This is a genomic window from Streptomyces sp. NPDC093252 (assembly GCF_040683675.1).
GTDB lineage: Bacteria > Actinomycetota > Actinomycetes > Streptomycetales > Streptomycetaceae > Streptomyces.
This window is the reverse complement of record NZ_JBFBEM010000006.1, coordinates 434,267-458,619: the sequence shown is the minus strand read 5'-3', so window position 1 is coordinate 458,619 and position 24,353 is coordinate 434,267. Positions and strand designations below refer to the sequence as shown.

The following is a 24,353-nucleotide window of genomic DNA, read 5'->3' as shown; positions in this document are numbered from 1 at the left end:
CTGGCGTTGATTTTTGGCACGCTGTTGAGTTCTCAAGGAACGGACGCTTCCTTCGTACTCACCCTCTCGGGCTTTCCTCCGGGCGCTTCCCTTCGATGTCTCCGACTCTATCAGATCCTTTTCTCGATCCGATTCCCTGTCGGCGGGATTGTCTGGGGCTTTGGGCTATTCGCCCGGCGGCCTTTCGACATTCACTACGCTAGCGGACTCTCCGCCCGATTCATAATCGGGGTTCAGGGGATTCGAATTCAGGCATGCGGACATGACTGAATAGACCCCGTCGAGGGTTTTTGTAGCTAGTGGGTTGGCCGCTCCGGCTGCTGACTAGCGCAGTACCCGGTTCAGCGGCTCGGGCCACGTTACGCACCTTCCGTGGCCGCGTCAACTTGGGCGACGCCTGGGTACATGGGCCCGATAGGGGCTCACCGTAGGGTCGTTGGCGATCCAGAAGCGCCAGGGGTGGATGTCTCCGTCGCCGCCCTCGCCGGAGACTCCCGTGCGGGGGCCGTTGCGGACCTGGTCAGCGGGGGCAGGGGTGCCGGCGAGGATGCGGAGCGGGGTGTCGTCGGTGGTGCAGGCGTCCGTGCCGTCCAAGGCGCGGTCGACGTCGAGGGCCGTGGCGAGGCGGGCCGGGCCTTTGGCCAGTTCCTTGTCATTTCGGGCTGAGATTCGACGTTTGCGGGCGAGGTCGGTGCCCTCGATGATCTCGCCGGCTCGGAGGAGGACCGCGCTGGCGGTGCCGTCGGGGCCGCAGACCAGGTTCATGCAGTGCCACATGCCGTAGGTGAAGTAGACGTAGACATGGCCGGGTGGGCCGAACATGACGGCGGTGCGCGGGGTGCGGCCCCGGTAGGCGTGGGAGCCGGGGTCGTTGGGGCCGTCGTAGGCCTCTACCTCGGTGAGGCGGAGGGCGATGGGGCCCTCGGGGGTGGTGCGGAGGAGGACGCGGCCCAGCAGGTCGGGGGCGACTTCGAGGACGGGGCGGTCGAAGAATCGCCTGGGCAGGGGCGTACGGTCGGGGGTCGCGATCACGCCGTCCGAGGGTAGTGCAGGGCGGGGGTGCGGAACCGGACACCGTCGGATCGCGTTTGTAGGGGTCAGGGATTACCGGAATGAGGAGTGACATGGCGTTCAAGAGGCTGCTCGCGAGTCTGGGGGCCGGCGGGGCTTCGGTCGAGACGGTGCTGACCGAGGTCAATGTCGTGCCGGGCGGGGTCGTGCAGGGTGAGGTGCGGATCCAGGGCGGGTCCGTGAACCAGCAGATCGAGGCGCTGTCCGTCGGGCTTCAGGCCAAGGTCGAGGTGGAGACCCAGGACTCGGAGTACAAGCAGGACATCGAGTTCGCGAAGCTGCGGCTCGGCGGTGCCTTCGAGCTGGCGGCCGGGAATGTGCACACGGTGCCGTTCGGGCTGGAGATCCCCTGGGAGACGCCGATCACGATGATCGAGGGGCAGGCGCTGCCCGGGATGCACATCGGGGTCTGCACCGAGCTGGAGATCGCCCGCGCGGTCGACTCCGGTGACCTGGACCAGGTGCATGTGCATCCGCTGCCGGCGCAGAAGGCGCTGCTGGACGCGTTCCTTCAGCTCGGCTTCCGGTTCAAGAGCGCGGACATGGAGCGGGGGCACATCCGGGGGACGCGGCAGAAGCTGCCGTTCTACCAGGAGATCGAGTTCCTGCCGCCGCAGCAGTACCGGGGGCTGAACCAGGTGGAGCTGAGCTTCGTCGCCGACTCCAACGCCATGGATGTGGTGCTGGAGATGGACAAGAAGCCGGGGCTGTTCAGCGAGGGCAGCGACACCTTCCGCTCCTTCCAGGTCGGGCTGCACGACTACCAGGGGACCGACTGGGCGGCGTACCTCAACCAGTGGCTGTCCGAGGTCGGGTCCAAGCGGAACTGGTTCTAGGCTCGTAGGCCACTGAACCATCCGATCAGGAGGTACCTAGGTGTCCGAGCCGAAGAGGCGGCCCCTCCCCCATGACTTCCATCCGCCCGTGCCCGGCTTCACGGTCACGAGTGCGGAGGTCGAGGAGGGTGCGGCCCTGGGGGACGCGCAGGTCTTCGCGGGCGGGAACGTCTCGCCGCAGTTGCGGTGGGAGGGTTTCCCGCCGGAGACCAAGAGCTTCGCCGTGACCTGCTACGACCCCGATGCCCCGACGGGCAGCGGGTTCTGGCACTGGGTGCTGTTCGACATCCCGGCCTCGGTGACCGAGTTGCCGGCGGGTGCGGGCTCGGGTGGGTTCGCGGGGCTGCCCGAGGGGGCGGTTCACGCGCGCAACGACTACGGGACGAAGGACTTCGGGGGTGCCGCGCCGCCGCCCGGGGACGGGCCGCACCGCTATGTCTTCACGGTGTACGCGGTGGATCAGGAGAAGCTCGGTCCGGACGCGGACGCCAGTCCGGCCGTGGTCGGCTTCAATCTGCGCTTCCACGCGCTGGCGCGGGCCCAGTTGATCGGTGTGTACGAGAACAGCGGGCAGGGCTGACCTGCCGAGGATTCACCGAACGTTTGCCCGCCTCTGGTCTTGGAAGTGATCGGGGGCGGGCATTTTTGTTGCCGGGGGCGCGGGGTTCATCTCTCGGGGCCACCTCGTGGAGCGGCGGATATTGCGTTGTCCATCTCGGCGTGCCCGGCCAGAGTTGACCCCAGCCCGCCGGGGGGTGGGCGGGTGCGACACGGGAGGTGGGCTGGATCATGCGCGACACGCTGGTGCTCAACGCGAGCTTCGAGCCGCTGTCGACGGTGACGTTGAACCGCGCGGTGGTTCTGGTGCTCCAGGACAAGGCGGTCGTCGAGCAGGCCCACCCCGAGCTGCGGATGCGCGGGGCCGCCGTGGACATTCCGGCGCCCCGGGTGATCCGGCTGTGCAGGTACGTGAGGGTGCCGTTCCGAAGACAAGCGCCGTGGTCGCGGCGGGGGGTGCTGGTCAGGGACCGGCACCGGTGCGCGTACTGCGGGCGGCGGGCGACCACCGTGGACCACGTACTGCCGCGGTCGAAGGGTGGTGGGGACACCTGGCTGAACACGGTGGCCTCGTGCGCGGAGGACAATCACCGCAAGGCGAACCGGACGCCGTCCGAGGCGGGGATGCCGCTGCTGCGGGAGCCCTTCGAGCCGACTCCGGCGGACGCGATGCTGCTGACGCTGGCCCGGGACGACTACGAGGCGCTGCCGGAGTGGCTGGCTTCGGCGGCGGCCTAGGTGGACCGGTTCCCTGGACGGTCCGGTCCCCTGGATGGATCGGTTCCTGGAGCGGGTGTTCCCCGCGCCCTTGGGTGGGTGCGGGGAACTTTTGGGTTGGGGAGGGGTGGTCGGGCAAGCAGGTGGTTGGCTGATGGTCGGTCAGTCGATGGACGGCTTTTCGCGGCGTTCGGGCGCCGGGGCCGCGTTGCCATTGCCGTTGCCCGGTCCGCCGCCCAGGCCGCCGAAGTTGCCCATGGCGCCGGAGAGGCCCTTGAGGGCGTCGCCGATCTCGCTGGGGACGATCCAGAGCTTGTTGGCGTCGCCCTCGGCGATCTTCGGGAGCATCTGGAGGTACTGGTAGCTCAGCAGCTTCTGGTCGGCGTCTCCGGCGTGGATGGCCTCGAACACCGTACGGACCGCCTGGGCCTCGCCCTCGGCGCGGAGGGCCGCGGCCTTGGCCTCACCTTCGGCGCGCAGGATCTGGGACTGCTTCTCGCCCTCGGCGCGCAGGATCTCGGACTGGCGGACACCTTCGGCCTGGAGGATCGCGGCGCGCTTGTCGCGGTCGGCGCGCATCTGCTTCTCCATCGAGTCCTGGATGGAGGTGGGCGGTTCGATGGCCTTCAGTTCGACGCGGTTGACGCGGATGCCCCATTTGCCGGTGGCCTCGTCGAGGACGCCGCGCAGGGCCGCGTTGATCTCCTCGCGGGAGGTGAGGGTGCGCTCCAGGTCCATGCCACCGATGATGTTGCGCAGGGTGGTGACCGTGAGCTGCTCGATCGCCTGGATGTAGCTGGCGACCTCGTAGGTGGCGGCGCGGGCGTCGGTGACCTGGTAGTAGATGACCGTGTCGATGTTGACGACCAGGTTGTCCTGGGTGATCACCGGCTGCGGTGGGAAGGGGACGACCTGTTCACGCAGGTCGATGCGGTTGCGGATGGTGTCGATGAACGGCACGACGATGTTCAGGCCCGCGTTCAGCGTGCGCGTGTAGCGGCCGAACCGTTCCACGATCGCGGCGCTCGCCTGCGGGATGACTTGGATCGTCTTGATCAGGGCGATGAAGACCAACACCACCAGAATGATCAAGACGATGATGACCGGTTCCATCGCCTCTGCCCGTACCCTTCTCCGCCTCGGCAGACCTACGGTTGCAGATCTTATGCTTGTTGAAGATCTTGCTGGTCGAGTCTGTCAGACCGTCGTCTGCCCCGGGGGACGTTCGGTTCACTTGATTCCCGCGCGGGTCAGATGACGATCGCCGTGGCTCCTTCGATGTCGACGACGTCCACCTGCTGGCCTGCCTCGTAGCTGCGGTCGGCGTCCAGCGCGCGGGCCGACCAGATCTCGCCGGCGAGTTTGATCCGGCCGCCGCCCGAGCCGTCGACGCGCTCCAGGACGACGGCCTGTCTGCCCTTCAACGCGTCGATTCCGGTGGCCAGTTGAGGGCTCGCGCGGCGGTGCCGGGCCGCGATGGGCCGGACGACGGCGACCAGGGCGACCGAGACGATGACGAAGACCAGGACCTGCGCGACGACACCGCCGCCGAGCCCTGCCACTCCGGCCGCCGCTAGGGCGCCTATGGCGAACATCCCGAACTCCGGCATCGTGGTCACCACGAGCGGGATGCCGAGTGCTGCCGCGCCGATGAGCCACCACACCCATGCGTCGATGTCGTTCACATGGTCAATGGTATGGCTGCGGGTCGGATTGCGGACAGGGTGCAAAAGGGGCTGGGGGCCCTGTTTTCAGGGGAGTTCAGGGGGTGTGGGGCGGGTGTGGGGTGAGGGGTCAGGGATGAATCAGGGGATTGGGCGGGGGTGGGAGGGGGGTTGCTCAGGGGGCGTTCGGGGGTGGCTCGGGGGCTTTTCCGGGGCCGGGGTGGGGGTGGGGTCAGGAAAGGGGCAGGCCCTGGGCCGTCCAGCGGTCGCCGACCTGCTCCACGACGAGCGGGAGGCCGAAGCAGAGGGAGAGGTTGCGGGAGGTGAGTTCCAGCTCCAGCGGACCGGCGGCGAGGACCTTGCCCTGGCGGATCATGAGGACATGGGTGAAGCCGGGGGCGATCTCCTCGACATGGTGGGTGACCATGATCATGGAGGGGGCGATCGGGTCGCGGGCGAGCCGGCCGAGGCGGCGGACCAGGTCCTCGCGGCCACCGAGGTCGAGTCCGGCGGCGGGCTCGTCCAGCAGGAGGAGTTCGGGGTCGGTCATCAGGGCGCGGGCGATCAGGGTGCGCTTGCGCTCGCCCTCGGAGAGGGTGCCGAACTTCCGGTCGAGGTAGTCGGACATGCCGAGCCGGTCGAGGAAGGCGCGGGCACGCTGCTCGTCGACCTCGTCGTAGTCCTCGTGCCAGGTGGCGGTCATGCCGTAGGCGGCGGTCAGGACGGTCTGGAAGACGGTCTGGCTCTTGGGGAGCTTCTCGGCGAGGGCGATGCCGGCCATGCCGATGCGGGGGCGCAGGTCGAAGACGTCGACCCGGCCGAGGGTGTCGCCGAGGATGGTGGCGGTGCCCCGGCTGGGGAAGAGGTAGCTGGAGGCGATGTTGAGGAGAGTGGTCTTGCCGGCACCGTTGGGGCCGAGGATGACCCAGCGCTCGCCCTCCTTGACCGACCAGGAGACCTCGTCCACCAGAGCCCGGCCCTCGCGGATGACGGTTACGTCCTCAAGCTCCAGAACATCGCTCATGAGCGCGTTGTCTCCCCTTGCTGTGTGGCCGGACTCGGCAGTCGCGTACGCCTTGGCTCGGGCCCGCCGCGCCGGTGGGACAGGCCCTCCACGAAATCTACGCCACCGGTCGCCCGGTCCATTCCATCGGTCCGGTCCTTAGGCTGGACACATGCTCTCGGAACCGCGCTCTGGACGCCTCGCCGCTTGGGGAAATGCCCTTCTTGCCGGACTTGTTTCGCCGGATGACGCCGTGCTGGCCATCGTCGGGGAGGACGCCGTGCACCGGGTGGCCGGGCTGCCCGGTGAGTCCGCCCCGGTCGGCCTGACGCTGGCGCTGGGGCGGCTGCGCTCGCTCGGGGCGGGCGGGCTGCGGATCGCGCTGCCGGTGCCCGGACATCCGCTGGGGCTGAGCGGGCCGCCGGAGTTCAACGCGCGGGCGCTGGACGCCGAGGAGGCGGTGATCTGCCATGGCGCCCCGTTCGGTCTGGTGCCGGAGGTGACGGAGGCCGGGCCACAGGGCGATGTGCATGTGGAGGTCGTCTGGCACTGCCTGGCGGTACGGGAGGCGCCGCCCGCGGACGTGCCCTCGCTGGGCGAGGCGGAACGGGAGCTGGCGGAGGCGCTGCGGGAGGCGACCGAGGTGCTGACGCGGCTGGATCTGACGGCGTCGGGGCCGGTGGCGGAGGCGGCGATCGACGCGTACCGGGCGCGGGCCGAGCGGGGGCGGGAGCTGCTGGCGCCGGGGTATCCGCCGCGGGCGGTGCGGGTGCTGGAGCTGGCGCAGCGGGTGGGGTTGCTGGTCTCCGTGGCGTATGAGAACGGGGAGGGGGGCACGGGGGCGGGTGCAGGGGCGGGCTCGGGTGCGGTGAGCGCGTCGGAGCTGGCGGCGCGGGGGGCTGCGCTGCGGCCGGTGGAGCGGGTGGCTCGGCGGGCGCAGGTCGCGGCGTACAACTCTGTTGTGGAGGAGCGGGAGAAGGGGGTGCGGTGAGGGTGGTAGGGGGGTGGGGGCATGAGGAGTGAGGGGCGTGGGGGGCCGGTGCAGGGGGTGAGGGGCGTGGGGGTTGACCGGGGTGGGGGCTTGGGTCGGTCGTGGTGGTGGTGAAGGGGGCGCGGGCTTCGTGGGAAGGGCCCTCGAGTCGCCGTTGACTCGGGGGCCCTTCTGTCGCTGCGGTGCGTCAGCCGTTGGCGGCCTGGTTGCCGAAGGCCGGGTTCAGCAGGCCGATGACGTTGATGCTGTTGCCGACGACGTTGACCGGGACGTGGACCGGGACCTGGATGGTGTTGCCCGAGACGACGCCCGGGGACTTCGCGGCCACGCCCTCGGCGCCCGAGTCGGCGACCGCCGCGCCCGCGGAGGCGCCCGCGGCGATACCGGCGACGGTGAGGGCCACGGCGGCCTTCTTGGCGATGTTCATGAGAAGTGTTTCCTCCTGCTGTTGCGTGTCCGACCCGGGCGCGGGTCGTGCGCTGGTCAACGCGGAGGCGCGCGGCACGGCACGGCCGGGGGCGGGCGAAGGGCCCGTTCGGATCAATGAGCGGACAAAGCAATGGGCGGACAAGTCGCTGGGCCGACAAGTCGCTCGGCGGACAAACGGACCGGCCTCCCGGAGAGCGCCCGGGAGGCCGGAGGTCAGTGCTGTGCTACGACGGCACTCAGTGGTTCACACCGAGGTTGCCGAAAGCCGGGTTCAGCACGCCGATGACGTTGACGCTGTTGCCGACGGCGTTGACCGGGACCTCGACGGGGACCTGGATGACATTGCCGGACACGGCACCCGGAGAGGCTTCGGCCTGACCGGTCGCCAGCGAGCCGTTGGTGGCGGAGGCCAGACCGGCCCCGGCGGCCACGAGCCCGCCGGCCATCATCGTCACGGCCGCTGCCTTCTTCAGGTTCTTCACTTCTCAAGTCCTCCTTGGCGCTCGCCACGGCAGTCACCGTGGCACGCATGGAGAACGGCCGGGCGCCGCGAAGGATGCGCCATCCGGGGGACATTCCCACGACGGTATGAATCTCACCCCGGAAGGGAACCTTCCGAATTGCCGCGCCAAGCGGTTACGAGGCGATACGGGCCGATCGTGAATCGGTCGTCATCCGGTCACACCATGACGTACGGCCCACAGCGCGGCCTGGGTGCGGTCCGCCAGGTCGAGTTTCATCAGGATGTTCGAGACATGTGTCTTGACGGTCTTCTCGGAGAGGACGAGGGCGCGGGCGATCTCGCGGTTGGAGCGGCCGTCGGCGATCAGCGCGAGCACCTCGCGCTCCCGGTCGGTGAGGGAGCCGCCTCTGCCCTGCCCGGTGGTGGACTCCTCCTGGCAGATGAGGGCGTCGGCCACCTCGGGCTGGAGCAGGACGTGCCCGGCGTGCACCGAGCGGATGGCGCCGGCCAGGGCGTCGGGGTCGACGTCCTTGTAGACGTATCCGGCGGCGCCCGCGCGCAGGGCCGGGACGACCGTGCGCTGCTCGGTGAAGCTCGTGACGATCAGCACGCGCGCGGGGTGGCCCAGTTCGCGGAGCTTGCGCAGGGCCTCCACGCCGTCCATGCCGGGCATCTTGACGTCCATGAGGACGACATCGGGGCGCAGCTCCTCCGCGCGGGCGACGCCCTCGGCGCCGTCGGCGGCCTCGCCGACGACCTCGATGTCGTCCTGCACCTCCAGGAAGGTGCGCAGTCCCCGCCGGACCACCTGGTGGTCGTCGACGAGCAGCACCCTGATTGCGTCAGCCACCGGGGACCTCCATCTCGATCGTGGTGCCCGTGCCGGGCGCCGATTGCACGCTGAGCCGGCCGCCGACGCCGCTCGCGCGGTCGCGCATGGAGACCAGGCCCAGATGCCGGCCCGCGCGGCGGACCGCGCGCGGGTCGAAGCCGCCGCCGTCGTCGCGGACGCGCAGGACCGCGCCGGGGCCGCGGCGCTCCAGGACGACCTCGACACGGGTCGCCCCGGAGTGCCGCAGCGCGTTGTGCAGGGCCTCCTGGGCGACGCGCAGGACGGCCTCCTCCTGGGCGGCGGGCAGGGCGCGCATCCCGCGCGCGCTGAAGGTCACCCGGGCGCTGTGGGCGCGGTCGAGGACCTGTATCTGGGTGCGCAGGGTGGCGATGAGGCCGTCCTCGTCGAGGGCCGCCGGGCGCAGTTCCACGACGGCGGCGCGCAGTTCGTCGGCGGCCTCGGCGGCGAGGGCGGCGACCTGGTGCAGCTCGTCCTTGGCGCGGGCCGGGTCGCGGTCGACCAGCGCCGTGGCGGCCTGGGCGGTCAGGCGCAGGGAGAACAGCTTCTGGCTGACGGCGTCGTGCAGCTCATGGGCGAGGCGGGAGCGTTCCTCGGCGATGGTCAGTTCGCGGCTGCGCTCGTAGAGGCGGGCGTTGGTGAGGGCGATGGCGGCGTGCTGGGCGAGGATCGCGAGGAGTTCCTCGTCGTCGGCGGTGAAGCCGCAGCCGCCGTGGGGACGGGGGCACTTCTTGTTGGCGAGGAACAGGGCGCCGATGATCTCGTCGCCGTCGCGGATGGGCAGGCCCAGGAAGTCGACGAGGTCGGGGTGGGCGCTGGGCCAGCCGCCGAAGCGGGGGTCCTTGCGCACATCGGCGAGGCGCTGCGGGGTGGCCTCGTGGAGCATGGCGGCGAGGATGCCGTGCTGGCGCGGGAGGGGGCCGATGGCCTTCCACTGGTCGTCGCTGACGCCGTCGACGACGAACTGGGCGAAGCCCCCGTGGTCGTCGGGGACGCCCAGGGCCGCGTACTCGGCGTCGAGCAGCTCTCGGGCGGAGGCGACGATCGTCTTGAGGACGTCGTGCACCTCCAGGTGCCTGCTCATGGCCAGCAGCGCGGCGCTGACCGCGGCGAGGCCGGACCGGGGGCCTTGACTCATGACTTCACGGTACCGGCGGGCACTGACAGCGGGATCGGACCGGCGTCGGCCCCGGCCTGGGCCCAGGGACCTAGGTCCGGGGACGCAGGATCGGCGGCGTAGGGCGAAGGGACCCGCCGGATTGCGGCCCGCGGCCGAGGCGGTGGGCGCGGGGGCGTTCCTACGGTGGATCCGTACCGCCGGAGCGTGCGGCGGCCGAGGACGAGGAGACGTGGGCCATGCCGGTTGCGATCATCACGGGGGCGTCGAAGGGGCTGGGGCGGGCACTGGCCGACGCGCTGGCCGTGCGGGGGTGGGACCTGGTGCTGGACGCCCGTACCGCGGAGGTGCTGGAGGAGACGGCGGAGGCGCTCCGGGTGCACGGCACGCGGGTGGTGGCGCTCGCCGGGGATGTGACGGACGAGGGGCACCGCGCGGCGCTGGTGGCGGCGGCCTGGCGGATGGGCGGGGTGGATCTGCTGGTGAGCAATGCCAGCGCGCTGGGCAGCGAGCCCCTGGTGCGGCTGGAGGAGCTGCCGCTGGCGGGGCTGCGACGGGCGCTGGAGGTCAACGCGGTGGCGGCGCTGGGGCTGGTGCAGGAGGCGCTGCCGCTGCTGCGGGTGTCGGGCGCGGGCACGGTGATCGCGATCAGCTCGGACGCGGCGGCGGAGGCGTACGAGACCTGGGGCGGCTACGGGGCCTCCAAGGCGGCCCTGGACCAGTTGGCGGCCGTGCTGGGTGCCGAGGAGCCGGGGCTGCGGGTCTGGGCGGTGGACCCGGGGGACATGGCGACGGACCTGTATGCCGCCGCCGTACCGGAGGACGAGGACGAGGGTCCCCGGCCGGAGCCGGGGAGTGTGGTGCCGGCGTTTCTGCGGCTGCTGGACGATCGGCCGCCGAGCGGGCGCTACTGTGCGCCGTCGCTGCTGGAGGGTGTGCGGTGACGCCGGCCCCGCGGGTGCCGGAGGAGCTGTCCGCGCGGGTGCCGGCCGAGCAGCGGGGCACCGGGCTGGGGCGGGACGGGGTACGGCTGCTGGTGTCGCGGGGGACGTTGGTGTCCCATCACGCGTTCGTGGAGCTGCCGCGGCTGCTGCGGGCCGGGGATCTGCTGGTGGTGAACACCTCACCGACGCTGGCGGCGGCGGTGGACGGGACGCTCGGGCACGCGCGCGTGGTGGTGCACTTCTCGACACGCGGGGACGACGGACGGTGGTCGGTGGAGCTGCGGGAGCCGGACGGAAGGGGCACCACGCGCGCGTGGGCGGGGGGTCCGGAGGGGGCGGTGGTGGGGTTGCCGGGGGGTGGGGGGCTGGTGCTGGAGGAGCCGGTGGTCGGGCTGCCGGGGGGTGCGGGGTCGGGGGTGGGGCTGTCAGGGGCAGCGGGGGTGGGGGTGGGAGTGGGGCTGCCCGGGGGAACGGGGCCGGGGGTGGGGCTGCCCAGGAAGGCGGGGGCGGTGCTGGGGTCGGTGGCCTCGGGGCCTGTGTTGGAGGGGCCGGTGGGGACTGGGCCGGTGCTGGAGCAGGCGGTGGGGTCGGTGGGGCGGCGGTTGTGGTGGGCGCGGGTGTCGGATCCGGATGTGCCGGGGCTGCTGCGGGCGCACGGGCGGGCGATTCGTTACGCCTATACGGAGCGGGATCAGCCGTTGTCGGCGTACCAGACGGTGTTCGCGCTGCCCTCGCCGGACGGGAGCGGCAGCGCGGAGATGCCGAGCGCGGCGCGGCCCTTCACGGCGCGGCTGGTGGCGGAGCTGGTGAGCCGGGGGGTGCAGTTCGCGCCGGTGCGGCTGGATACGGGGGTGGCGTCGGTGGAGGCGCACGAGCCGCCGTACCCGGAGCGGTTCACGGTGCCGGAGGCGTCCGCGCGGCTGGTCAACGCCGTGCGGGCGGGTGACGGGCGGGTGATCGCGGTGGGGACGACGGCGGTGCGGGCCCTGGAGTCGGCCGTGGGGCCCTCGGGGGCGGTGCGGGCGGCACAGGGGTGGACGGACCTGGTGGTGGACCCGGGGCGGGGCGTACGGGCCGTGGACGGGATCCTGACCGGTCTGCACGAGCCGCAGGCGTCGCATCTGCTGATGCTGGAGGCGGTAGCGGGGCGGGCGGCGGTCGACCGGGGGTACGAGGCGGCGCTGCGCGGGCGCTACCTCTGGCACGAGTTCGGGGACGTGCATCTCCTCCTTCCGGAGGAGAACCCTCACGCTAAAGGTTGCTCCGGCAACTGTTGGTAAGGTTTCCCTTTCGCCGATGTGAGCCCGCACATATCGCGCACATCACGTACGAAGGTAAGTAGGAGATCAAGACCCTCCATGTGAACGGGATAGACAGTGCAGTCTGTCCCGTTTTGCACTTCCCGGGTCCACTATCCGGCTTCGTACGTCACACCTTTGCCAGGCAATTTTGCGACCGCTAAGAATGGCTGCCGTCGCTCAGCGCCGCGGGTCTCGTTCCGCGGCTTTCTCGCGGACAGTCCCCTGTCTCGGTGGATGTTGAGCGGCCCCCGCTACTCGAAGAGGTCCCCTCGCCATGCCGAAGAACATTGAGCTTTCCGGTCTTGCCGCTCGGACCGGTGCCACCGTCCGGAACGGTCTGTCCGGCCTGTCCGGTGTCGCCGCCCGCGGGCGGGCGCTGCCGCGGCAGCGGAAGGCCGCCCTCGCCGGTGTCGGCGCGCTCAGCGCGGCCACCCTGGCGTTCACCGTGGTCCCCGCGAACGGGGAGACCGCCACCACCGCCACCACCGGCGCTGCCGCCGCCGCTCCGCAGATCAGCTACAACTCCGAGCCGATCAAGGACGTCAAGGCCAGCATCACCGACCAGCTCGCCGGTGCCAGCCTCAAGATCGAGGCCATCGAGGCGAAGAAGCAGGCCGCCCGGGACGCCATCACGCAGAAGCAGGCCGCCGCCGAGACCGCCAAGGCCAAGGCCGAGGCGAAGCTGCGGGCCGCGGCGAAGGCCGCCGCCGAGCGCCGTGCCGACCAGCAGGCGAGCCGCTCCGCCGAGCGCCCGCAGAGCAAGCCGGCCGCCCCGTCGTACCCGAACAACCTGGACGGGTGGATCCGGGAGTCGCTGGACATCATGGAGTCCAAGGGCATCCCCGGCAGCTATCACGGGCTGCACCGCAACATCATGCGGGAGTCCTCCGGCAACCCGAACGCGATCAACAACTGGGACATCAACGCCATCAACGGCGTGCCCTCCAAGGGGCTGCTCCAGGTGATCCCGCCGACCTTCGCCGCGTACCACGTCTCGGGCACGCCGAAGAACATCTACGACCCGATCGCCAACATCGTCGCCGCCGCGAACTACGCGGCCGACAAGTACGGCTCGATCGACAACGTCAACGGGGCGTACTGACGGGTTCGGGGGCTGGTGGTGGCAGTGGACTGCGGGGGGGCTGGAGGCCGCGGCTGCTGCCTCCGGGGGTGGCTGCGCCGGGTGCCGTGATGGGTGCGGCGGGTTGCCGTAGTGGCTGCGCCGGGCTGCCGTGACGGCTGGGGCGGGCTGCCGTAACGGCTGTTGTGGCGGCTGTGGCGGGCTGTTGTGCGTAGGACCAAGGACGAAGTAACTGCGACGCCGATGGGCGGCACCCTCTGTGCGGGGTGCCGCCCATCGGTGTTGGGGCGGGGGCGCGTCGGCGGCGGGGCGGGGCCCGCCTCTGCGTCGGGGTGGGTCGCGTCGGCGTCGGGGCGGGGCGTGGTTACTTGCGCATGACCTCCGGCTCGTGGCGGCGCAGGAAGCGGGCCACGAAGATGCCGCAGATCACGCCCAGGACGATCAGCGCGGCCATGTCCAGGGTCCAGGCACCGACGGTGTGCTCCCAGAGCGGGTCGTTGGCGGCGCCCTCCTCGGGCGGGCTGATCCGGTTGAAGTCCAGCGTGGCACCGGCCGCGCCCACCGCCCAGCGGGACGGCATCAGGTAGGAGAACTGGTTGACGCCGACCGTGCCGTTCAGGGCGAACAGACAGCCGGTGAAGACCACCTGGATGATCGCGAACATCACCAGCAGGGGCATGGTCTTCTCGGCGGTCTTCACCAGCGACGAGATGATCAGACCGAACATCATCGAGGTGAAGCCGAGCGCCATGATCGGCAGCGACAGCTCGATCATCGTCAGACCGCCCAGGACCAGGCCCTCCTCGGGGATCTCCCGGCCGGAGAAGCCGATCACGCCGACCAGCAGGCCCTGGAGCATGGTGATCATGCCGAGCACGAACACCTTCGACATCAGATACGCCGAGCGGGACAGGCCGGTCGCGCGCTCCCGCTCGTAGATCACGCGTTCCTTGATCAGCTCACGGACCGAGTTCGCCGCGCCCGCGAAGGTGGCGCCGACGGCGAGGATCAGCAGGACCGTGGTCGCTGTGCCGTTGGGAGTGATCCGGCCCTGCGCGTTGGCCGGGTTGGGCAGCAGGCCCCTGTCCGGGTCGATCAGCAGGCTGACCGCGCCGAGCACGGCCGGGAGGATCACCATCAGGGCGAGGAAGCCCTTGTCGGAGACGATCACGGAGGTGTAGCGGCGCACCAGGGTGATCCACTGCGACATCCAGCCCTGGGGCTTGGGCGGCTTGATGGCCTGGAGGGCGGGCATCTGTACGGCCTGCGGGGCGACGGCGTCGATGTCCGCGGCGTACATCTGATAGTGCTGCGAACCTTTCCAGCGGCCGGCCCAGTCGTAGTCGCGGTAGTTCTCGAAGGCGGAGAAGACATCGGCCCACGTGTCGTAGCCGAAGAAGTTCAGCGCCTCCTCGGGCGGGCCGAAGTAGGCGACCGCGCCGCCCGGGGCCATCACCAGAAGCTTGTCGCACAGCGCCAGCTCGGCCACCGAGTGGGTGACGACCAGGACCGTGCGGCCGTCGTCGGCGAGGCCGCGCAGCAACTGCATCACATCGCGGTCCATGCCCGGGTCCAGGCCGGAGGTCGGCTCGTCCAGGAAGATCAGCGACGGCTTGGTCAGCAGTTCCAGGGCGACGGAGACCCGCTTGCGCTGGCCGCCGGACAGGGAGGTGACCTTCTTGTCCTTGTGGATGTCGAGCTTCAGCTCGCGCAGCACCTCGTCGATCCGCGCCTCGCGCTCCTGGCCGGTGGTGTCGGCGGGGAAGCGGAGCTTGGCGGCGTATTTGAGAGCTTTCTTTACAGTCAGTTCCTTGTGCAGGATGTCGTCCTGCGGGACCAGGCCGATGCGCTGGCGGAGTTCGGCGAACTGTTTGTAAAGGTTCCTGTTGTCGTACAGGACCTCGCCCTGATTGGCAGGACGGTAACCGGTCAGTGCCTTGAGCAGCGTCGACTTTCCGGAACCGGACGGTCCGATGACCGCGATCAGTGACTTCTCCGGGACGCCGAAGGAGAGGTCCTTGAGGATCTGCTTCCCGCCGTCGACCGTGACCGTGAGATGGCGCGCCGAGAAGGACACCTCGCCGGTGTCGACGAACTCCTCCAGGCGGTCGCCGACGATACGGAACGTGGAGTGGCCGACACCGACGATGTCGGTCGGGCCGAGCAACTGCGACCCGCCCTTGGTGATCGGCTGGCCGTTGACGTACGTGCCGTTGTGCGAGCCGAGGTCGCGGATCTCCATCCGGCCGTCGGGCGTGGAGTGGAACTCCGCGTGATGGCGCGAGACCTGGAGGTCGGAGACGACCAGGTCGTTGTCCAGGGCACGGCCGATGCGCATGACCCGGCCCAGCGAGAACTGGTGGAACGTGGTCGGGCTGCGGTCGCCGCCGTGGACCGGTGCCGCGGGGGCGGCTCCGCCGGGGCCCTGGGGGGCGTGGGCGGCCCCGCCGGGGCCCTGGCCCTGGCCTGGGGCGTGGGCGGCGTGTTGATGGGGCTGGTGCTGGTGGGGGAGCTGGGCGGCGTGTTGCTGGTGCGGGGCCTGGGCCGGCGCCTGCTGCTGCCAGCCGGGGTGAGGTGACTGGGGGGCGTGGGCCTGCTGGGCGGCGGCGTGTCCGGGCTGGGGGACCTGTTGGGCCCAGCCGAGGTTGGCCGCCTGGGGCTGAGGCTGGGCCTGGGGCTGGGGATGGGCGGCGCCCTGCCCGCTTTGTGCGCCCTGCGCGCTCTGGGCCGCGTACGGGTGCTGCGGCTGGGCGCCTCCGGCGCCGCCCGCGAGCTTGACCTGCGGGCCGTCGGTCGCGTTGCCCAGATGCACCGACGAGCCGGGACCGATCTCGAGCTGCTGGATCCGCTGCCCCTGCGCAAAGGTGCCGTTGGTGCTGCCGTGGTCCTCGATGACCCAACTGCGGCCATTGAAACTGACCGTGGCGTGCCGCCAGGAGACCCTGGCGTCGTCGAACACGACGTCCCCTTGCGGGTCGCGCCCGAGTGTGTAGGGCCTGGACGGGTCGAGCGTCCAGGTCCGTCCGTTTGATTCCAGTACGAGTTCCGGCACTCCATGCCCCACTGAGTTGTCCCCCGATTTTTCCCCCATGCACAGGGAGTCTAGGGATGTCGAACATCGGGTGGAACTATTTCAGGAGCGGCCCCTTGACCGAAAGCCGGGCCTTGTACGGGCCCTGTCCGGGCCTTGTAACAGTGCCCCGCAACAGTGCCCCGACCCGAACCGAGGCTTTGTCGTCGCAGGGGTTGAAACCCGCTCGGAGAGTGGTATTCCAGGCGAGGGGGACGTGTGCGGCACTGCGCCGCGCCGCGGATCGGGGGGTCTGCGATGGGTGTGGAGACCGTACGGCGCGCTCGGCCGGTGCCGTGGATCGATGTACTGCTGTCCGCTGTCGCCGCTGTGAGCTGGGCGTTGATCGCGATGACGGGCACGGCGGCGCTCGGGCTGCACTTGCTGGAGGCGGACGCCGCGGGTTCGCTCGGGCCGATGGCCCCGGCGGTCGTGGCGCTCGGGGCGGGTGGTTCGGTGAGCCCGTCGGGGGATGTCTCCGCCTTCGGCCTGGAGGGCGCGGAGGCGTCGACGGCCATCGAGATCACGCCATTGGGCGTCAGCCTGGTCGGTGCGCTCCTTTTGTCCTGGGTTTTTCTGCGGTCGCTGCGGTCTGCTTCGCCCGTGCCGCCTGGGTTGCCTGCATCGCCTGCACCACCTGCACCGCATGCGTGGTCCCCGTCGTCTGTGTCGTCGGTGTCGGCCGTCTCGTCTGCGTCGTCTGCGCGGGCCCCGTGGGGTGGGGTGTCGGTCGGTGAACTCCTGGCGCGGGTGGGCTCGGTGGTGGTGCTGTTCGAGGCGGCGCTCGGCGGGCTGGCCTGGGCCGGGCACGATGTGATCACGATCGACGGGGGCGCGCTCGGTCTGGAGGGGGTGCCTGGTGGGGGTGGAGGTGGGGGTGACGGGGGTGGTGTCGGGGGGATCGAGATTCCCGGGCTCGGGGACGTGGGCGACATCGGTGGGCTGCTGCCGGACCGGGTCGGCGATCTGATCGACGCGCAGGCGGCGGTCGGGTTCACCGTGGACACCGTGCCGACGCTGCTCGGGGGGCTGTGCTGGGTGCTGGGTGTGCTGCTGATCGCGCTGCTCGCCTCGCGGCGGACCCCGCTGCCGCGCGGGCTCGCCTTCGTCCACCGGGTGGTGCGGCCCGCGGTGTCGTCACTGGTCGCCGTGTTGTTGGTGGCGGTCGCGGCGGGGCTCGCGGCGGCGGGGTACGCGGCGATCGGCGACGAGCATCCCCGGCGGATCGTCGGCGCGGCGCTGCTGGGTGCGCCGAACGGGGTGTGGCTCGGCGTCCCGATCGGCCTCTTCGTGCCGTACGAGGGTGATGCGACCGGCCCATTGGTGCAGTTCCTGCCGGATCCCCTGGACGATCTGCTGGCCGAGTCGGACGGCCCGGTCACGCTTGGTCGGCTGGCGGAACTGGACGGGCGGGTCTGGTTGCTGGCGGTCGGAGTGGGGGTGCTGATGCTGCTGGCGGGAGTGTGGACGGGGGTGCGGACGCCGGTGGGGAGGGTTGTTCGGTTTGGGGGTGGTGGGAGCGGGGGTGGGGGTGGGGGTGCTCTTCTTGGGTTTGTTTGGCGGTGTGCGGTGCCTTTGGGGGTTGCTACGGCGGTGGCGCTGCCGGTGCTCGGGTGGCTGGCCGGTGTTTCGGTGAACGCCTCGCTGTCGGTGCTCGGCGTCGATGCCTTCGGTGCCGGTATCGAACTGCGGGGGCATCTCGGGGCGGGGATGGCGCTGGGCGCGGTGTGGGGGGTCGGGGCCGGAGTTCTGGGGGCGTTGCTGGCGTGGGGCACGGGGGCGGCGGGGCGGCAGGCTGTGGGGATGGACGGGGAAGTGGTGGGGGTGGGAAGTGGGGCTGGGGTGGCACTCGGTGACGTGAGGGGCGTAGCGGAAGGGTCAGGGGCAGGGGCATACGCGCCGGGGGTGGGGCCGTACGCATCGGGATCGGCGGAGCGGGCGGGGCCGTACGCGCCGGGGGTGCCGTATCGGCCGCCCAGCGCGGCGACGAATCCTTATCTGCGGAGGGTGGGGGACGGGCGGGGCGAAGGGGCGCGCCTGGGTTCGGAGGGGCGAGGTGAGGGGCGGGAACCGGGGCGGTCGGGATGGCCAGGTGGTGCGGGTCGGGTCGATGCCGAACCGTTCGTCGCGCCGAGTGACGGACCGGCGGACGGGGCCGGGTCGGCGTACAGGGCCGGTGGGTCAGTGGACGGGGCCGAGGGGGTGGTGGACGGGGTCGAGAGGTCGTCGGGCGGCGTCCACGGGGCGCCCACCGAGGCCGCGCCGGCCGTACCGCCTGCTCCCCCGCTGCCCCGGTGGCCGCCGACCTCGCCGGAGGACGGGCCGCCTCCGCCGCCCGGCCGGCCGAACGGCCGTCGCTGAATCCCGTAGGCATCTCGTACGCACCTTGCCTGCACCCCGTACGAACCTCGTGCGAGCCTCGGACGAGGTGCATACGAGAGGTGATTTTTCGGGTGTACGACACTGATCGGACATCCATTGTTCCGTGTCCGCCAGACGGACCACGGAGGCGGTAGGCACTGGGTGCCGGATACGGTGGAGGCACCATGAGCCCTTCGCAGACCTCAGACTTCCCCACCCTCCTGGTCAAGATCTTCGGCAAGGACCGGCCGGGCATCACGGCTGGTCTCTTCGACACCCTCGCCGCCTTCTCGGTCGATGTGGTCGATATCGAGCAGGTCGTCACCCGTGGCCGGATCACGCTGTGCGCGCTCGTCACGGAGCCACCGCAGGGGCTGGCGGGCGAGCTGCGGGCGACCGTCCATAGCTGGGCAGAATCGATGAAGCTACAGGCGGAGATCATCTCCGGGACCGGCGACAACCGGCCACGTGGGATGGGCCGCTCCCTGGTGACCGTCCTCGGTCATCCGCTGACCGCCGAGGCGACGGCGGCCATCGCCGCGCGGATCACCGCGGCCGGCGGCAACATCGACCGTATCTTCCGGCTGGCCAAGTATCCGGTCACCGCCGTGGAGTTCGCGGTGTCCGGAGTCGGGACGGAGGCGCTGCGCACTTCGCTGGCCACCGGGGCCGCCGCCCTCGGGGTGGACATCGCGGTGGTCGCGGCCGGACTGCACCGGCGGGCCCAGCGGCTGGTGGTGATGGACGTGGATTCCACGCTCATCCAGGACGAGGTGATCGAGCTGTTCGCCGCGCACGCCGGGTGCGAGGACAAGGTCGCCGAGGTGACCGCGGCGGCCATGCGCGGCGAACTGGACTTCGAACAGTCGCTGCACGCGCGCGTGGCGCTGCTCGAAGGACTGGACGCCTCGGTGGTGGACAAGGTGCGCAGCGAGGTTCGGCTGACGCCGGGCGCGCGGACCCTGATCCGCACGCTGAAGCGGCTCGGGTATCAAGTCGGGGTGGTGTCCGGCGGGTTCACGCAGGTCACCGATGACCTCAAGGAGCGGCTGGGGCTGGACTTCGCGCAGGCCAACACGCTGGAGATCGTCGGCGGCAAACTCACCGGCCGGGTCACCGGCGAGATCGTGGACCGGGCGGGCAAGGCCCGACTGCTCCGGCGTTTCGCGGCGGAGGCGGGCGTACCGCTGTCGCAGACGGTCGCCATCGGCGATGGCGCGAATGATCTGGACATGCTCAACGCGGCCGGGCTGGGGGTGGCCTTCAATGCCAAGCCGGTGGTACGGGAGGCCGCCCACACGGCGGTGAACGTGCCGTTCCTGGACACCGTGCTGTATCTGCTCGGGGTGACCCGGGAAGAGGTCGAGGCGGCGGATACGCACGACGAGGAGTGACTGGTCCCTGCGGGGCTTCGGGGTGGTCTTCGGGTTCCGTTATGGGTGCCGGGTGCCGGGTGCCTCAAGGGGGTGCTGTGCGGGTGGGCGGCCCCTGCGTTTCGGGGCGGGCGCGCGGGACGACGCCGACTGGCGGTGAGGGGGTACGGCACCGTCTGATGCCGTACCCCTTCTGATCTGATCGAACAGCCGATCGGCTCGTACGGCGTCGTACTGCTCCGGCGGGCTGGTTGAGGCGGTCCGGGTGGGGTGCTGGTGTGCTCCGGGGTGTCCTACGCGGTCGTCACTCGGACGGGGCCCAGAAGTCGGCCAGTGCCGCTGTGCCCGGCTCCACGTTCTTCCAGGGGCTGTCGGTCGTCAGGACAGCGAAGGCGGCGGCCGGGAAGCCCCGGCGGCTCAGCCGCTCGCGTGGCTCGGCCTCGGCGGTGCCCGAGAGGACCTCGGCGAGGCCCTGGACGCCGGGGTTGTGGCCGATCAGCAGGATGTTGCGGACATCGTCGGGTGTCTCGTTGAGCAGCGCGATCAGATCGCCGGGGGCGGCCTCGTAGATCCGCTCCTCATAGACGGTCTTCGGCCGGTGCGGGAACTCCTGGACGGCGAGCTTCCAGGTCTCGCGGGTCCGGGTCGCTGTGGAGCACAGGGCCAGATCGAAGGCGATGCCCGTGTCGGTGAGTCTGCGGCCGGCCTCGGCGGCGTCGAGACGGCCTCGCTCGGCGAGCGGACGCTCATGGTCGTTCACCTGGGGCCAGTCGGCTTTCGCATGCCGGAAGAGGACAATCCTGCGGGGTTCTGCGACGCTCATGGCCCCAGCTTCGCATGAAACACGCCATGGGGCGCAGGGAGTTGACTAGGGGATTCGCCCGGTTTTCGAGGGCTGGGGCGGGGTGGGGAGGGCACGCGGTGCCACCGCCTTCGGTCAGCGGGCGATCACCTGCCGGATCGCGTCCAGGATGTGGGTGATGGCGGGCTCGCCACCGGCCGCGTGGGCGTCGGCGGGGTTGAGTATCAGCGCGAGCAGCGTGACGAACGCGAGAGTCGGCAGGGCGAGGGCCCACCAGGGCAGACGAGTGACGGTACGGCCCGTGCTGGCCGGGTGGGGCCGGGTGTACATAGGGGCCGACATGAGTGCCTCCGCGTCTTCGAGGGGTGAGCGCCCGCTGCTCGCGGCCACACTTCGAAGGTACGGACTCCCCGGCCCTCAACCCATCCGGAGATCCACCCACTTGACCCTGACCCTGACCCCCTAGGGGATGGTGGGGCTATCCCCACCACCGGGCACCGCCGGGCGAATCCATGCGGGCCCGAGTCATCGTGGCGACGGGCGTGACCCGCGCCGACGGGCGGGTGCCGGGGTACCGGAGTGCGCGACCGTCAGGGCGAGACGATCGTCGCGATGATGCCGATGATCACGAAGATGGCGAAGAACGAGCCGAAGATGAGCAGCATCTTCTTCTGGCCGTTCTGGGGATTCGGGTCTAGCACCATGCGGTCAGTGTCCCATCCCGGGGCGGAGAGCCGTCAGGGGGGTCGGGGGGAGTGAGCGGATGAGGGAGGGAGGCGATGGGAGGGGGCGGGGCGGGGATGGCGGGGACGGGGATGGCGGGGGCTCGGAACGCGCGGCGCCGCTCCATCGCTCCCGCTCGCCCCTCAGCGTGCCCCCGACTGCGCCTCCGCCCTCGCGCCCGCCTCCTCCTCGACCGTCCGGGCGCGGCCCGCGAGGAGGCCGACCAGGATCTGCGGGATCATCAGGGCCGCCATCAGGGCGATGGGCACTCCCCAGCCGCCGCTGTGCTGGTACAGGACGCCGACCAGGAGCGGGCCGGGAATGGAGATCAGATAGCCCGTGCTCTGGGCGAAGGCGGAGAGCTGGGCCACGCCCGTGCCGGTCCTCGCGCGCATGCCGACCATCGTCAGGGCCAGCGGGAAGGCGCAGTTGGAGATGCCGAGCAGGACGGCCCAGGCCCAGGCGCCACCCGCGGGGGCGAAGTACAGGCCCGCGTATCCGGCCAGGCCGCACGCACCGAGGACGAGCACGATGGGGCCCTGGTGGGGCAGCCGGGTGGCCAGGCGGGGGATGACGAAGGCGAGCGGCACGCCCATCACCATCGTCACGGCGAGCAGCAGTCCGGCGGTGTCGGCGGAGACGCCTGCGTCACGGAAGATCTGCGCCATCCAGCCCATGGTGATGTAGGCGGCGGTGGCCTGGAGCCCGAAGAACACCGCGAGCGCCCAGGCGGTGCGGCTGCGGGTGATCCACAGGCGGACGGGCGGCTCCTCGCGCGCGGGACGCCCGTCCGGTCCTTGCGGCGTCGTTCGCATGGGTTCCTGCGTGCCGGTCCCGGGGGACCGACCCGTGGCGGTCTCGGCCGTCCCGCGGGTGTCCGTTCCGACCGGCCCTTGCGTGTTGGTCCGCGCCGGGCCCTGGGCGCGGGTCCCGGTCGACGCGCGCGGGCCGGTCTCCGAGGGTGCCCCCGGCTTCCGTACGAACGGGATCCACGGGAGTACGGCCACGGCGGCGACCGCCGCCCAGACGGCGAGGCCCGGCTGCCAGCCGCCCAGGGCGCCGGCGACGGGGACGGTGACCGCCGCCGCGATGGACGTGCCGAAGGCGAGGGCCATGGAGTACAGGCCGGTCATGGGGCCGACCCGGTCCGGGAACCAGCGCTTGACGATCACCGGCATCAGGACGTTGCTCACCGCGATGCCCATCAGGGCGAGGGCGCTGGCGGCCAGGAAGCCCGCCGTACCGCCCGCGTACGGTCGTATGAGCAGGCCCGCGGTGATCGCGGCCATGCCCGCGCACACGACCGCGGCGGGGCCGAAGCGGCGGGCCAGGCGGGGCGCCATGACGCCGAAGACCGCGAAGCAGAGCGGGGGGACCGAGGTGAGCAGTCCGGCCACGCTGCCGCTCATGCCGAGGCCGTCGCGGACGTCTTCGAGGAGGGCGCCGAGGCTGGTGATCGCGGGGCGGAGGTTGACCGCGGCGAGCACGATGCCGACGACCAGCAGACGCATCGCCCACGCGCGCGTGCCGTCGCGTCCGGACGACTCGGGGGCGGTACCGGCCGAACTGCCGACGGGTGCTGTCGTGGTCGTGGTCGTTTCCTCGCGCTGCATGGGCTCCATCATAGAATCATGGGATGATTGGTTGTCCATGGTTCGTCCGTGCCGGCCCGTGCTCGTCTGCGCTCGTACCGGGCGGCCCTTGCCGGTCTCTGCCGACCTCTGCTCGTTTTCGGTGTTCTTGTTCGTTCTCACTCGTCCTTGCTCGTTCCTGCTCGTCCGCTGTCCGGCGTCCGTCATCCCGCCGGCCCCTGTGAGCCATGAGGTGCCATGCCCCTGAGCCATCCGCGTCGCTCGGCCCTGTCCGAGCAGGTCATCGCGGCGCTGCGGAACCAGATCACGTCCGGTGAGTGGCCGGTCGGCTCGCGCATTCCGACCGAGCCGGAGCTGGTCGAGCAGCTCGGCGTCGCCCGCAACACGGTCCGTGAGGCGGTCCGCGCGCTCGCGCACAACGGTCTGCTCGACATCCGCCAGGGCTCCGGCACCTATGTCGTGGCCACGAGTGAGCTGGCGGGTGTGATGCACCGCCGGTTCGCGGACGCCGACCCGCGCCATATCGCGGAGCTGCGTTCCACCCTGGAGTCGGCCGCCGCCCGGCTGGCCGCCGAGCGGCGGACCGAGAAGGACCTCAAGCAGTTGGGAGCCCTCCTGGAGCGGCGCGAGGAGGCGTGGCACACCGGGGACGCGGAGGTGTTCGTGACCGCCGACGCGACCTTCCACCTGGCGGTGGTGGCGGCCTCGCACAACGACGCCATGACGCAGATGTACGCGGACCTGGGCGAGGTGCTGCGGGACTGGCTGCGCGAGGACATCGGCGAGGAGTTGACGCCGGACACGCACATGGACCACGCGCGCCTGCTGGACGCCATCCGCGCGCGGGACGCCGATACGGCGGGCGCGGAAGCGGCGAGCTATCCGTTCCTGTGCCGCCCCGCGCGGTTCAGCTCCCCCGGTGCTGGTGGCTGACCCAGGCCGCGCGGACCTCCTTCCAGCAGCGCCCGGCGAGCCGTACGGTCGTCGCGGGCCGGGCGTCGGTGGCCCGGCCGTCGCTGTCGAGGTCCCACCAGCGCGCGCACTCGATGTGCAGCCGCAGCCGATCCGTCTCGGGGTAAGGGTTGTGGCAGTAGGCGGTCACGTGCGAGCCGTCGACACGGGTGCGGCACTCGGCGCCGGACAGGGCGTTCTCCGCGTCCCCGCGCGCGTGGGCCGCGGTTGCGAGCGGCGCCGCCAGCACGAGGGCGGCGGCAAGGGTCGCTGAGGCCATGCTGCGGGAGAAGCGCACAAGGGGGACCTCCTCGGCCGTGCCGGGTCGTGCTGGGTCGTGCAGGGGAGGAAGGCGGGAAGTGAACGCCTCTCCCAGGGTGCCCGGTTGCGGGCGGGTCCCGCCCGGCCGGATGGGCCGAACGGGGGACACGCCCGGAGACGCCGTGGGTCGTCGTC

General features: G+C 71.1%; 24 protein-coding genes. 10 read left to right on the top strand and 14 right to left on the bottom strand.

Annotated elements, in window-relative coordinates; translation table 11 throughout:
• Window positions 1–381: 381 nt before the first annotated feature.
• Window positions 382–1,032, bottom strand: a complete 651-nt coding sequence (locus AB0O01_RS15980) for a DNA-3-methyladenine glycosylase (RefSeq protein ID WP_365313734.1) — start codon at window positions 1,030–1,032, stop codon at window positions 382–384.
• Between the two features lie 92 nt (window positions 1,033–1,124).
• Between AB0O01_RS15980 and AB0O01_RS15975 the strand changes: the two genes are divergently transcribed.
• From AB0O01_RS15975 to AB0O01_RS15965, 3 genes are all read left to right on the top strand, one after another.
• Window positions 1,125–1,907, top strand: coding sequence for a sporulation protein (locus AB0O01_RS15975; RefSeq protein WP_365313732.1), 783 nt, complete (start codon window positions 1,125–1,127; stop codon window positions 1,905–1,907).
• Between the two features lie 40 nt (window positions 1,908–1,947).
• Window positions 1,948–2,487, top strand: coding sequence for a YbhB/YbcL family Raf kinase inhibitor-like protein (locus AB0O01_RS15970; RefSeq protein WP_365313731.1), 540 nt, complete (start codon window positions 1,948–1,950; stop codon window positions 2,485–2,487).
• Between the two features lie 209 nt (window positions 2,488–2,696).
• The gene (locus AB0O01_RS15965) at window positions 2,697–3,203 is read left to right on the top strand and encodes an HNH endonuclease (protein ID WP_365313730.1); all 507 of its coding nucleotides are present in this window, start codon (window positions 2,697–2,699) and stop codon (window positions 3,201–3,203) included.
• A 141-nt stretch (window positions 3,204–3,344) separates the two neighbouring features.
• Here AB0O01_RS15965 and AB0O01_RS15960 read toward each other — a convergent pair whose 3' ends face one another.
• The 3 genes from AB0O01_RS15960 to AB0O01_RS15950 form a co-directional block, all read right to left on the bottom strand.
• Window positions 3,345–4,295 carry an SPFH domain-containing protein gene (locus tag AB0O01_RS15960; RefSeq protein ID WP_365313729.1) on the bottom strand — a complete coding sequence of 317 codons (951 nt, stop codon included), beginning with the start codon at window positions 4,293–4,295 and terminating at the stop codon, window positions 3,345–3,347.
• A gap of 137 nt (window positions 4,296–4,432) precedes the next feature.
• Window positions 4,433–4,867, bottom strand: a complete 435-nt coding sequence (locus AB0O01_RS15955) for an NfeD family protein (protein ID WP_365313727.1) — start codon at window positions 4,865–4,867, stop codon at window positions 4,433–4,435.
• Between the two features lie 211 nt (window positions 4,868–5,078).
• Window positions 5,079–5,870, bottom strand: coding sequence for an ABC transporter ATP-binding protein (locus AB0O01_RS15950; protein ID WP_365313724.1), 792 nt, complete (start codon window positions 5,868–5,870; stop codon window positions 5,079–5,081).
• Window positions 5,871–6,021: 151 nt separating this feature from the next.
• Here AB0O01_RS15950 and AB0O01_RS15945 point away from each other — a divergent pair, with 151 nt between their 5' ends.
• The gene (locus AB0O01_RS15945) at window positions 6,022–6,840 is read left to right on the top strand and encodes a hypothetical protein (protein WP_365313723.1); all 819 of its coding nucleotides are present in this window, start codon (window positions 6,022–6,024) and stop codon (window positions 6,838–6,840) included.
• Window positions 6,841–7,027: 187 nt separating this feature from the next.
• Here AB0O01_RS15945 and AB0O01_RS15940 read toward each other — a convergent pair whose 3' ends face one another.
• From AB0O01_RS15940 to AB0O01_RS15925, 4 genes are all read right to left on the bottom strand, one after another.
• Window positions 7,028–7,267, bottom strand: coding sequence for a chaplin (locus AB0O01_RS15940; RefSeq protein ID WP_365313722.1), 240 nt, complete (start codon window positions 7,265–7,267; stop codon window positions 7,028–7,030).
• A 238-nt stretch (window positions 7,268–7,505) separates the two neighbouring features.
• On the bottom strand, window positions 7,506–7,751 hold the full coding sequence (locus AB0O01_RS15935) for a chaplin (protein ID WP_355735287.1): 246 nt from the start codon (window positions 7,749–7,751) through the stop codon (window positions 7,506–7,508).
• 189 nt (window positions 7,752–7,940) lie between these two features.
• Window positions 7,941–8,582 carry a response regulator transcription factor gene (locus AB0O01_RS15930; protein ID WP_365313721.1) on the bottom strand — a complete coding sequence of 214 codons (642 nt, stop codon included), beginning with the start codon at window positions 8,580–8,582 and terminating at the stop codon, window positions 7,941–7,943.
• Window positions 8,575–9,720, bottom strand: a complete 1,146-nt coding sequence (locus AB0O01_RS15925) for a GAF domain-containing sensor histidine kinase (RefSeq protein ID WP_365313720.1) — start codon at window positions 9,718–9,720, stop codon at window positions 8,575–8,577. Before AB0O01_RS15925 ends, AB0O01_RS15930 begins: the two co-directional genes overlap by 8 nt.
• A 218-nt stretch (window positions 9,721–9,938) precedes the next feature.
• Between AB0O01_RS15925 and AB0O01_RS15920 the strand changes: the two genes are divergently transcribed.
• The 3 genes from AB0O01_RS15920 to AB0O01_RS15910 all read left to right on the top strand — a co-directional run bounded on the left by AB0O01_RS15920 (window position 9,939) and on the right by AB0O01_RS15910 (window position 13,046).
• On the top strand, window positions 9,939–10,643 hold the full coding sequence (locus AB0O01_RS15920) for an SDR family oxidoreductase (RefSeq protein WP_365313718.1): 705 nt from the start codon (window positions 9,939–9,941) through the stop codon (window positions 10,641–10,643).
• Window positions 10,640–11,923, top strand: a complete 1,284-nt coding sequence (locus AB0O01_RS15915; protein ID WP_365313716.1) for an S-adenosylmethionine:tRNA ribosyltransferase-isomerase — start codon at window positions 10,640–10,642, stop codon at window positions 11,921–11,923. The genes AB0O01_RS15920 and AB0O01_RS15915 overlap by 4 nt, the downstream gene beginning before the upstream one ends.
• Window positions 11,924–12,218: 295 nt before the next feature.
• On the top strand, window positions 12,219–13,046 hold the full coding sequence (locus AB0O01_RS15910) for a transglycosylase SLT domain-containing protein (RefSeq protein ID WP_365313715.1): 828 nt from the start codon (window positions 12,219–12,221) through the stop codon (window positions 13,044–13,046).
• Window positions 13,047–13,389: 343 nt separating this feature from the next.
• Here the strand turns inward: AB0O01_RS15910 and AB0O01_RS15905 are convergent, their stop codons facing one another.
• Window positions 13,390–16,077, bottom strand: a complete 2,688-nt coding sequence (locus tag AB0O01_RS15905) for an FHA domain-containing protein (RefSeq protein WP_365313781.1) — start codon at window positions 16,075–16,077, stop codon at window positions 13,390–13,392.
• A 276-nt stretch (window positions 16,078–16,353) separates the two neighbouring features.
• On the opposite strand from AB0O01_RS15905, the gene AB0O01_RS15900 reads away from it, so the two are divergent.
• Window positions 16,354–18,456, top strand: a complete 2,103-nt coding sequence (locus tag AB0O01_RS15900; RefSeq protein ID WP_365313713.1) for a streptophobe family protein — start codon at window positions 16,354–16,356, stop codon at window positions 18,454–18,456.
• Between the two features lie 185 nt (window positions 18,457–18,641).
• Window positions 18,642–19,850, top strand: coding sequence for a phosphoserine phosphatase SerB (serB, locus tag AB0O01_RS15895; RefSeq protein WP_365313712.1), 1,209 nt, complete (start codon window positions 18,642–18,644; stop codon window positions 19,848–19,850).
• A 283-nt stretch (window positions 19,851–20,133) separates the two neighbouring features.
• Here serB and AB0O01_RS15890 read toward each other — a convergent pair whose 3' ends face one another.
• The 4 genes from AB0O01_RS15890 to AB0O01_RS15875 all read right to left on the bottom strand — a co-directional run bounded on the left by AB0O01_RS15890 (window position 20,134) and on the right by AB0O01_RS15875 (window position 22,979).
• Complete coding sequence (locus tag AB0O01_RS15890) at window positions 20,134–20,652, bottom strand: histidine phosphatase family protein (RefSeq protein WP_365313710.1); 519 nt, start codon at window positions 20,650–20,652, stop codon at window positions 20,134–20,136.
• Window positions 20,653–20,766: 114 nt separating this feature from the next.
• A complete protein-coding gene (locus AB0O01_RS15885; protein ID WP_365313708.1) occupies window positions 20,767–20,973 on the bottom strand; it encodes a hypothetical protein in 207 nt (68 codons plus the stop codon).
• Between the two features lie 248 nt (window positions 20,974–21,221).
• Window positions 21,222–21,335, bottom strand: a complete 114-nt coding sequence (locus AB0O01_RS15880) for an SGM_5486 family transporter-associated protein (protein ID WP_355735256.1) — start codon at window positions 21,333–21,335, stop codon at window positions 21,222–21,224.
• A 162-nt stretch (window positions 21,336–21,497) separates the two neighbouring features.
• Window positions 21,498–22,979 (bottom strand): CynX/NimT family MFS transporter, encoded by a 1,482-nt coding sequence (locus AB0O01_RS15875; RefSeq protein ID WP_365313707.1) that lies wholly within the window; start codon window positions 22,977–22,979, stop codon window positions 21,498–21,500.
• A 204-nt stretch (window positions 22,980–23,183) separates the two neighbouring features.
• Between AB0O01_RS15875 and AB0O01_RS15870 the strand changes: the two genes are divergently transcribed.
• Entirely contained in the window at window positions 23,184–23,879 is a 696-nt protein-coding gene (locus tag AB0O01_RS15870; protein WP_365313705.1) for a FadR/GntR family transcriptional regulator, read from the top strand.
• Here AB0O01_RS15870 and AB0O01_RS15865 read toward each other — a convergent pair.
• Window positions 23,854–24,195 (bottom strand): hypothetical protein, encoded by a 342-nt coding sequence (locus AB0O01_RS15865; protein WP_365313704.1) that lies wholly within the window; start codon window positions 24,193–24,195, stop codon window positions 23,854–23,856. The genes AB0O01_RS15870 and AB0O01_RS15865 overlap by 26 nt on opposite strands.
• Between the last annotated feature and the right edge of the window lie 158 nt (window positions 24,196–24,353).

Excerpts from the sequence above, each read along its gene's own strand:
- AB0O01_RS15975 (WP_365313732.1), top strand. The coding sequence starts at position 1,125 with ATGGCGTTCAAGAGGCTGCTCGCGAGTCTGGGGGCCGGCGGGGCTTCG.
- AB0O01_RS15965 (WP_365313730.1), top strand. The coding sequence starts at position 2,697 with ATGCGCGACACGCTGGTGCTCAACGCGAGCTTCGAGCCGCTGTCGACG.
- AB0O01_RS15960 (WP_365313729.1), bottom strand. The coding sequence starts at position 4,295 with ATGGAACCGGTCATCATCGTCTTGATCATTCTGGTGGTGTTGGTCTTC.
- AB0O01_RS15950 (WP_365313724.1), bottom strand. The coding sequence starts at position 5,870 with ATGAGCGATGTTCTGGAGCTTGAGGACGTAACCGTCATCCGCGAGGGC.
- AB0O01_RS15945 (WP_365313723.1), top strand. The coding sequence starts at position 6,022 with ATGCTCTCGGAACCGCGCTCTGGACGCCTCGCCGCTTGGGGAAATGCC.
- AB0O01_RS15940 (WP_365313722.1), bottom strand. The coding sequence starts at position 7,267 with ATGAACATCGCCAAGAAGGCCGCCGTGGCCCTCACCGTCGCCGGTATC.
- AB0O01_RS15925 (WP_365313720.1), bottom strand. The coding sequence starts at position 9,720 with ATGAGTCAAGGCCCCCGGTCCGGCCTCGCCGCGGTCAGCGCCGCGCTG.
- AB0O01_RS15920 (WP_365313718.1), top strand. The coding sequence starts at position 9,939 with ATGCCGGTTGCGATCATCACGGGGGCGTCGAAGGGGCTGGGGCGGGCA.
- AB0O01_RS15910 (WP_365313715.1), top strand. The coding sequence starts at position 12,219 with ATGCCGAAGAACATTGAGCTTTCCGGTCTTGCCGCTCGGACCGGTGCC.
- AB0O01_RS15900 (WP_365313713.1), top strand. The coding sequence starts at position 16,354 with ATGGGTGTGGAGACCGTACGGCGCGCTCGGCCGGTGCCGTGGATCGAT.
- serB (WP_365313712.1), top strand. The coding sequence starts at position 18,642 with ATGAGCCCTTCGCAGACCTCAGACTTCCCCACCCTCCTGGTCAAGATC.
- AB0O01_RS15890 (WP_365313710.1), bottom strand. The coding sequence starts at position 20,652 with ATGAGCGTCGCAGAACCCCGCAGGATTGTCCTCTTCCGGCATGCGAAA.
- AB0O01_RS15885 (WP_365313708.1), bottom strand. The coding sequence starts at position 20,973 with ATGTCGGCCCCTATGTACACCCGGCCCCACCCGGCCAGCACGGGCCGT.
- AB0O01_RS15880 (WP_355735256.1), bottom strand. The coding sequence starts at position 21,335 with ATGGTGCTAGACCCGAATCCCCAGAACGGCCAGAAGAAGATGCTGCTC.
- AB0O01_RS15875 (WP_365313707.1), bottom strand. The coding sequence starts at position 22,979 with ATGATGGAGCCCATGCAGCGCGAGGAAACGACCACGACCACGACAGCA.
- AB0O01_RS15870 (WP_365313705.1), top strand. The coding sequence starts at position 23,184 with ATGCCCCTGAGCCATCCGCGTCGCTCGGCCCTGTCCGAGCAGGTCATC.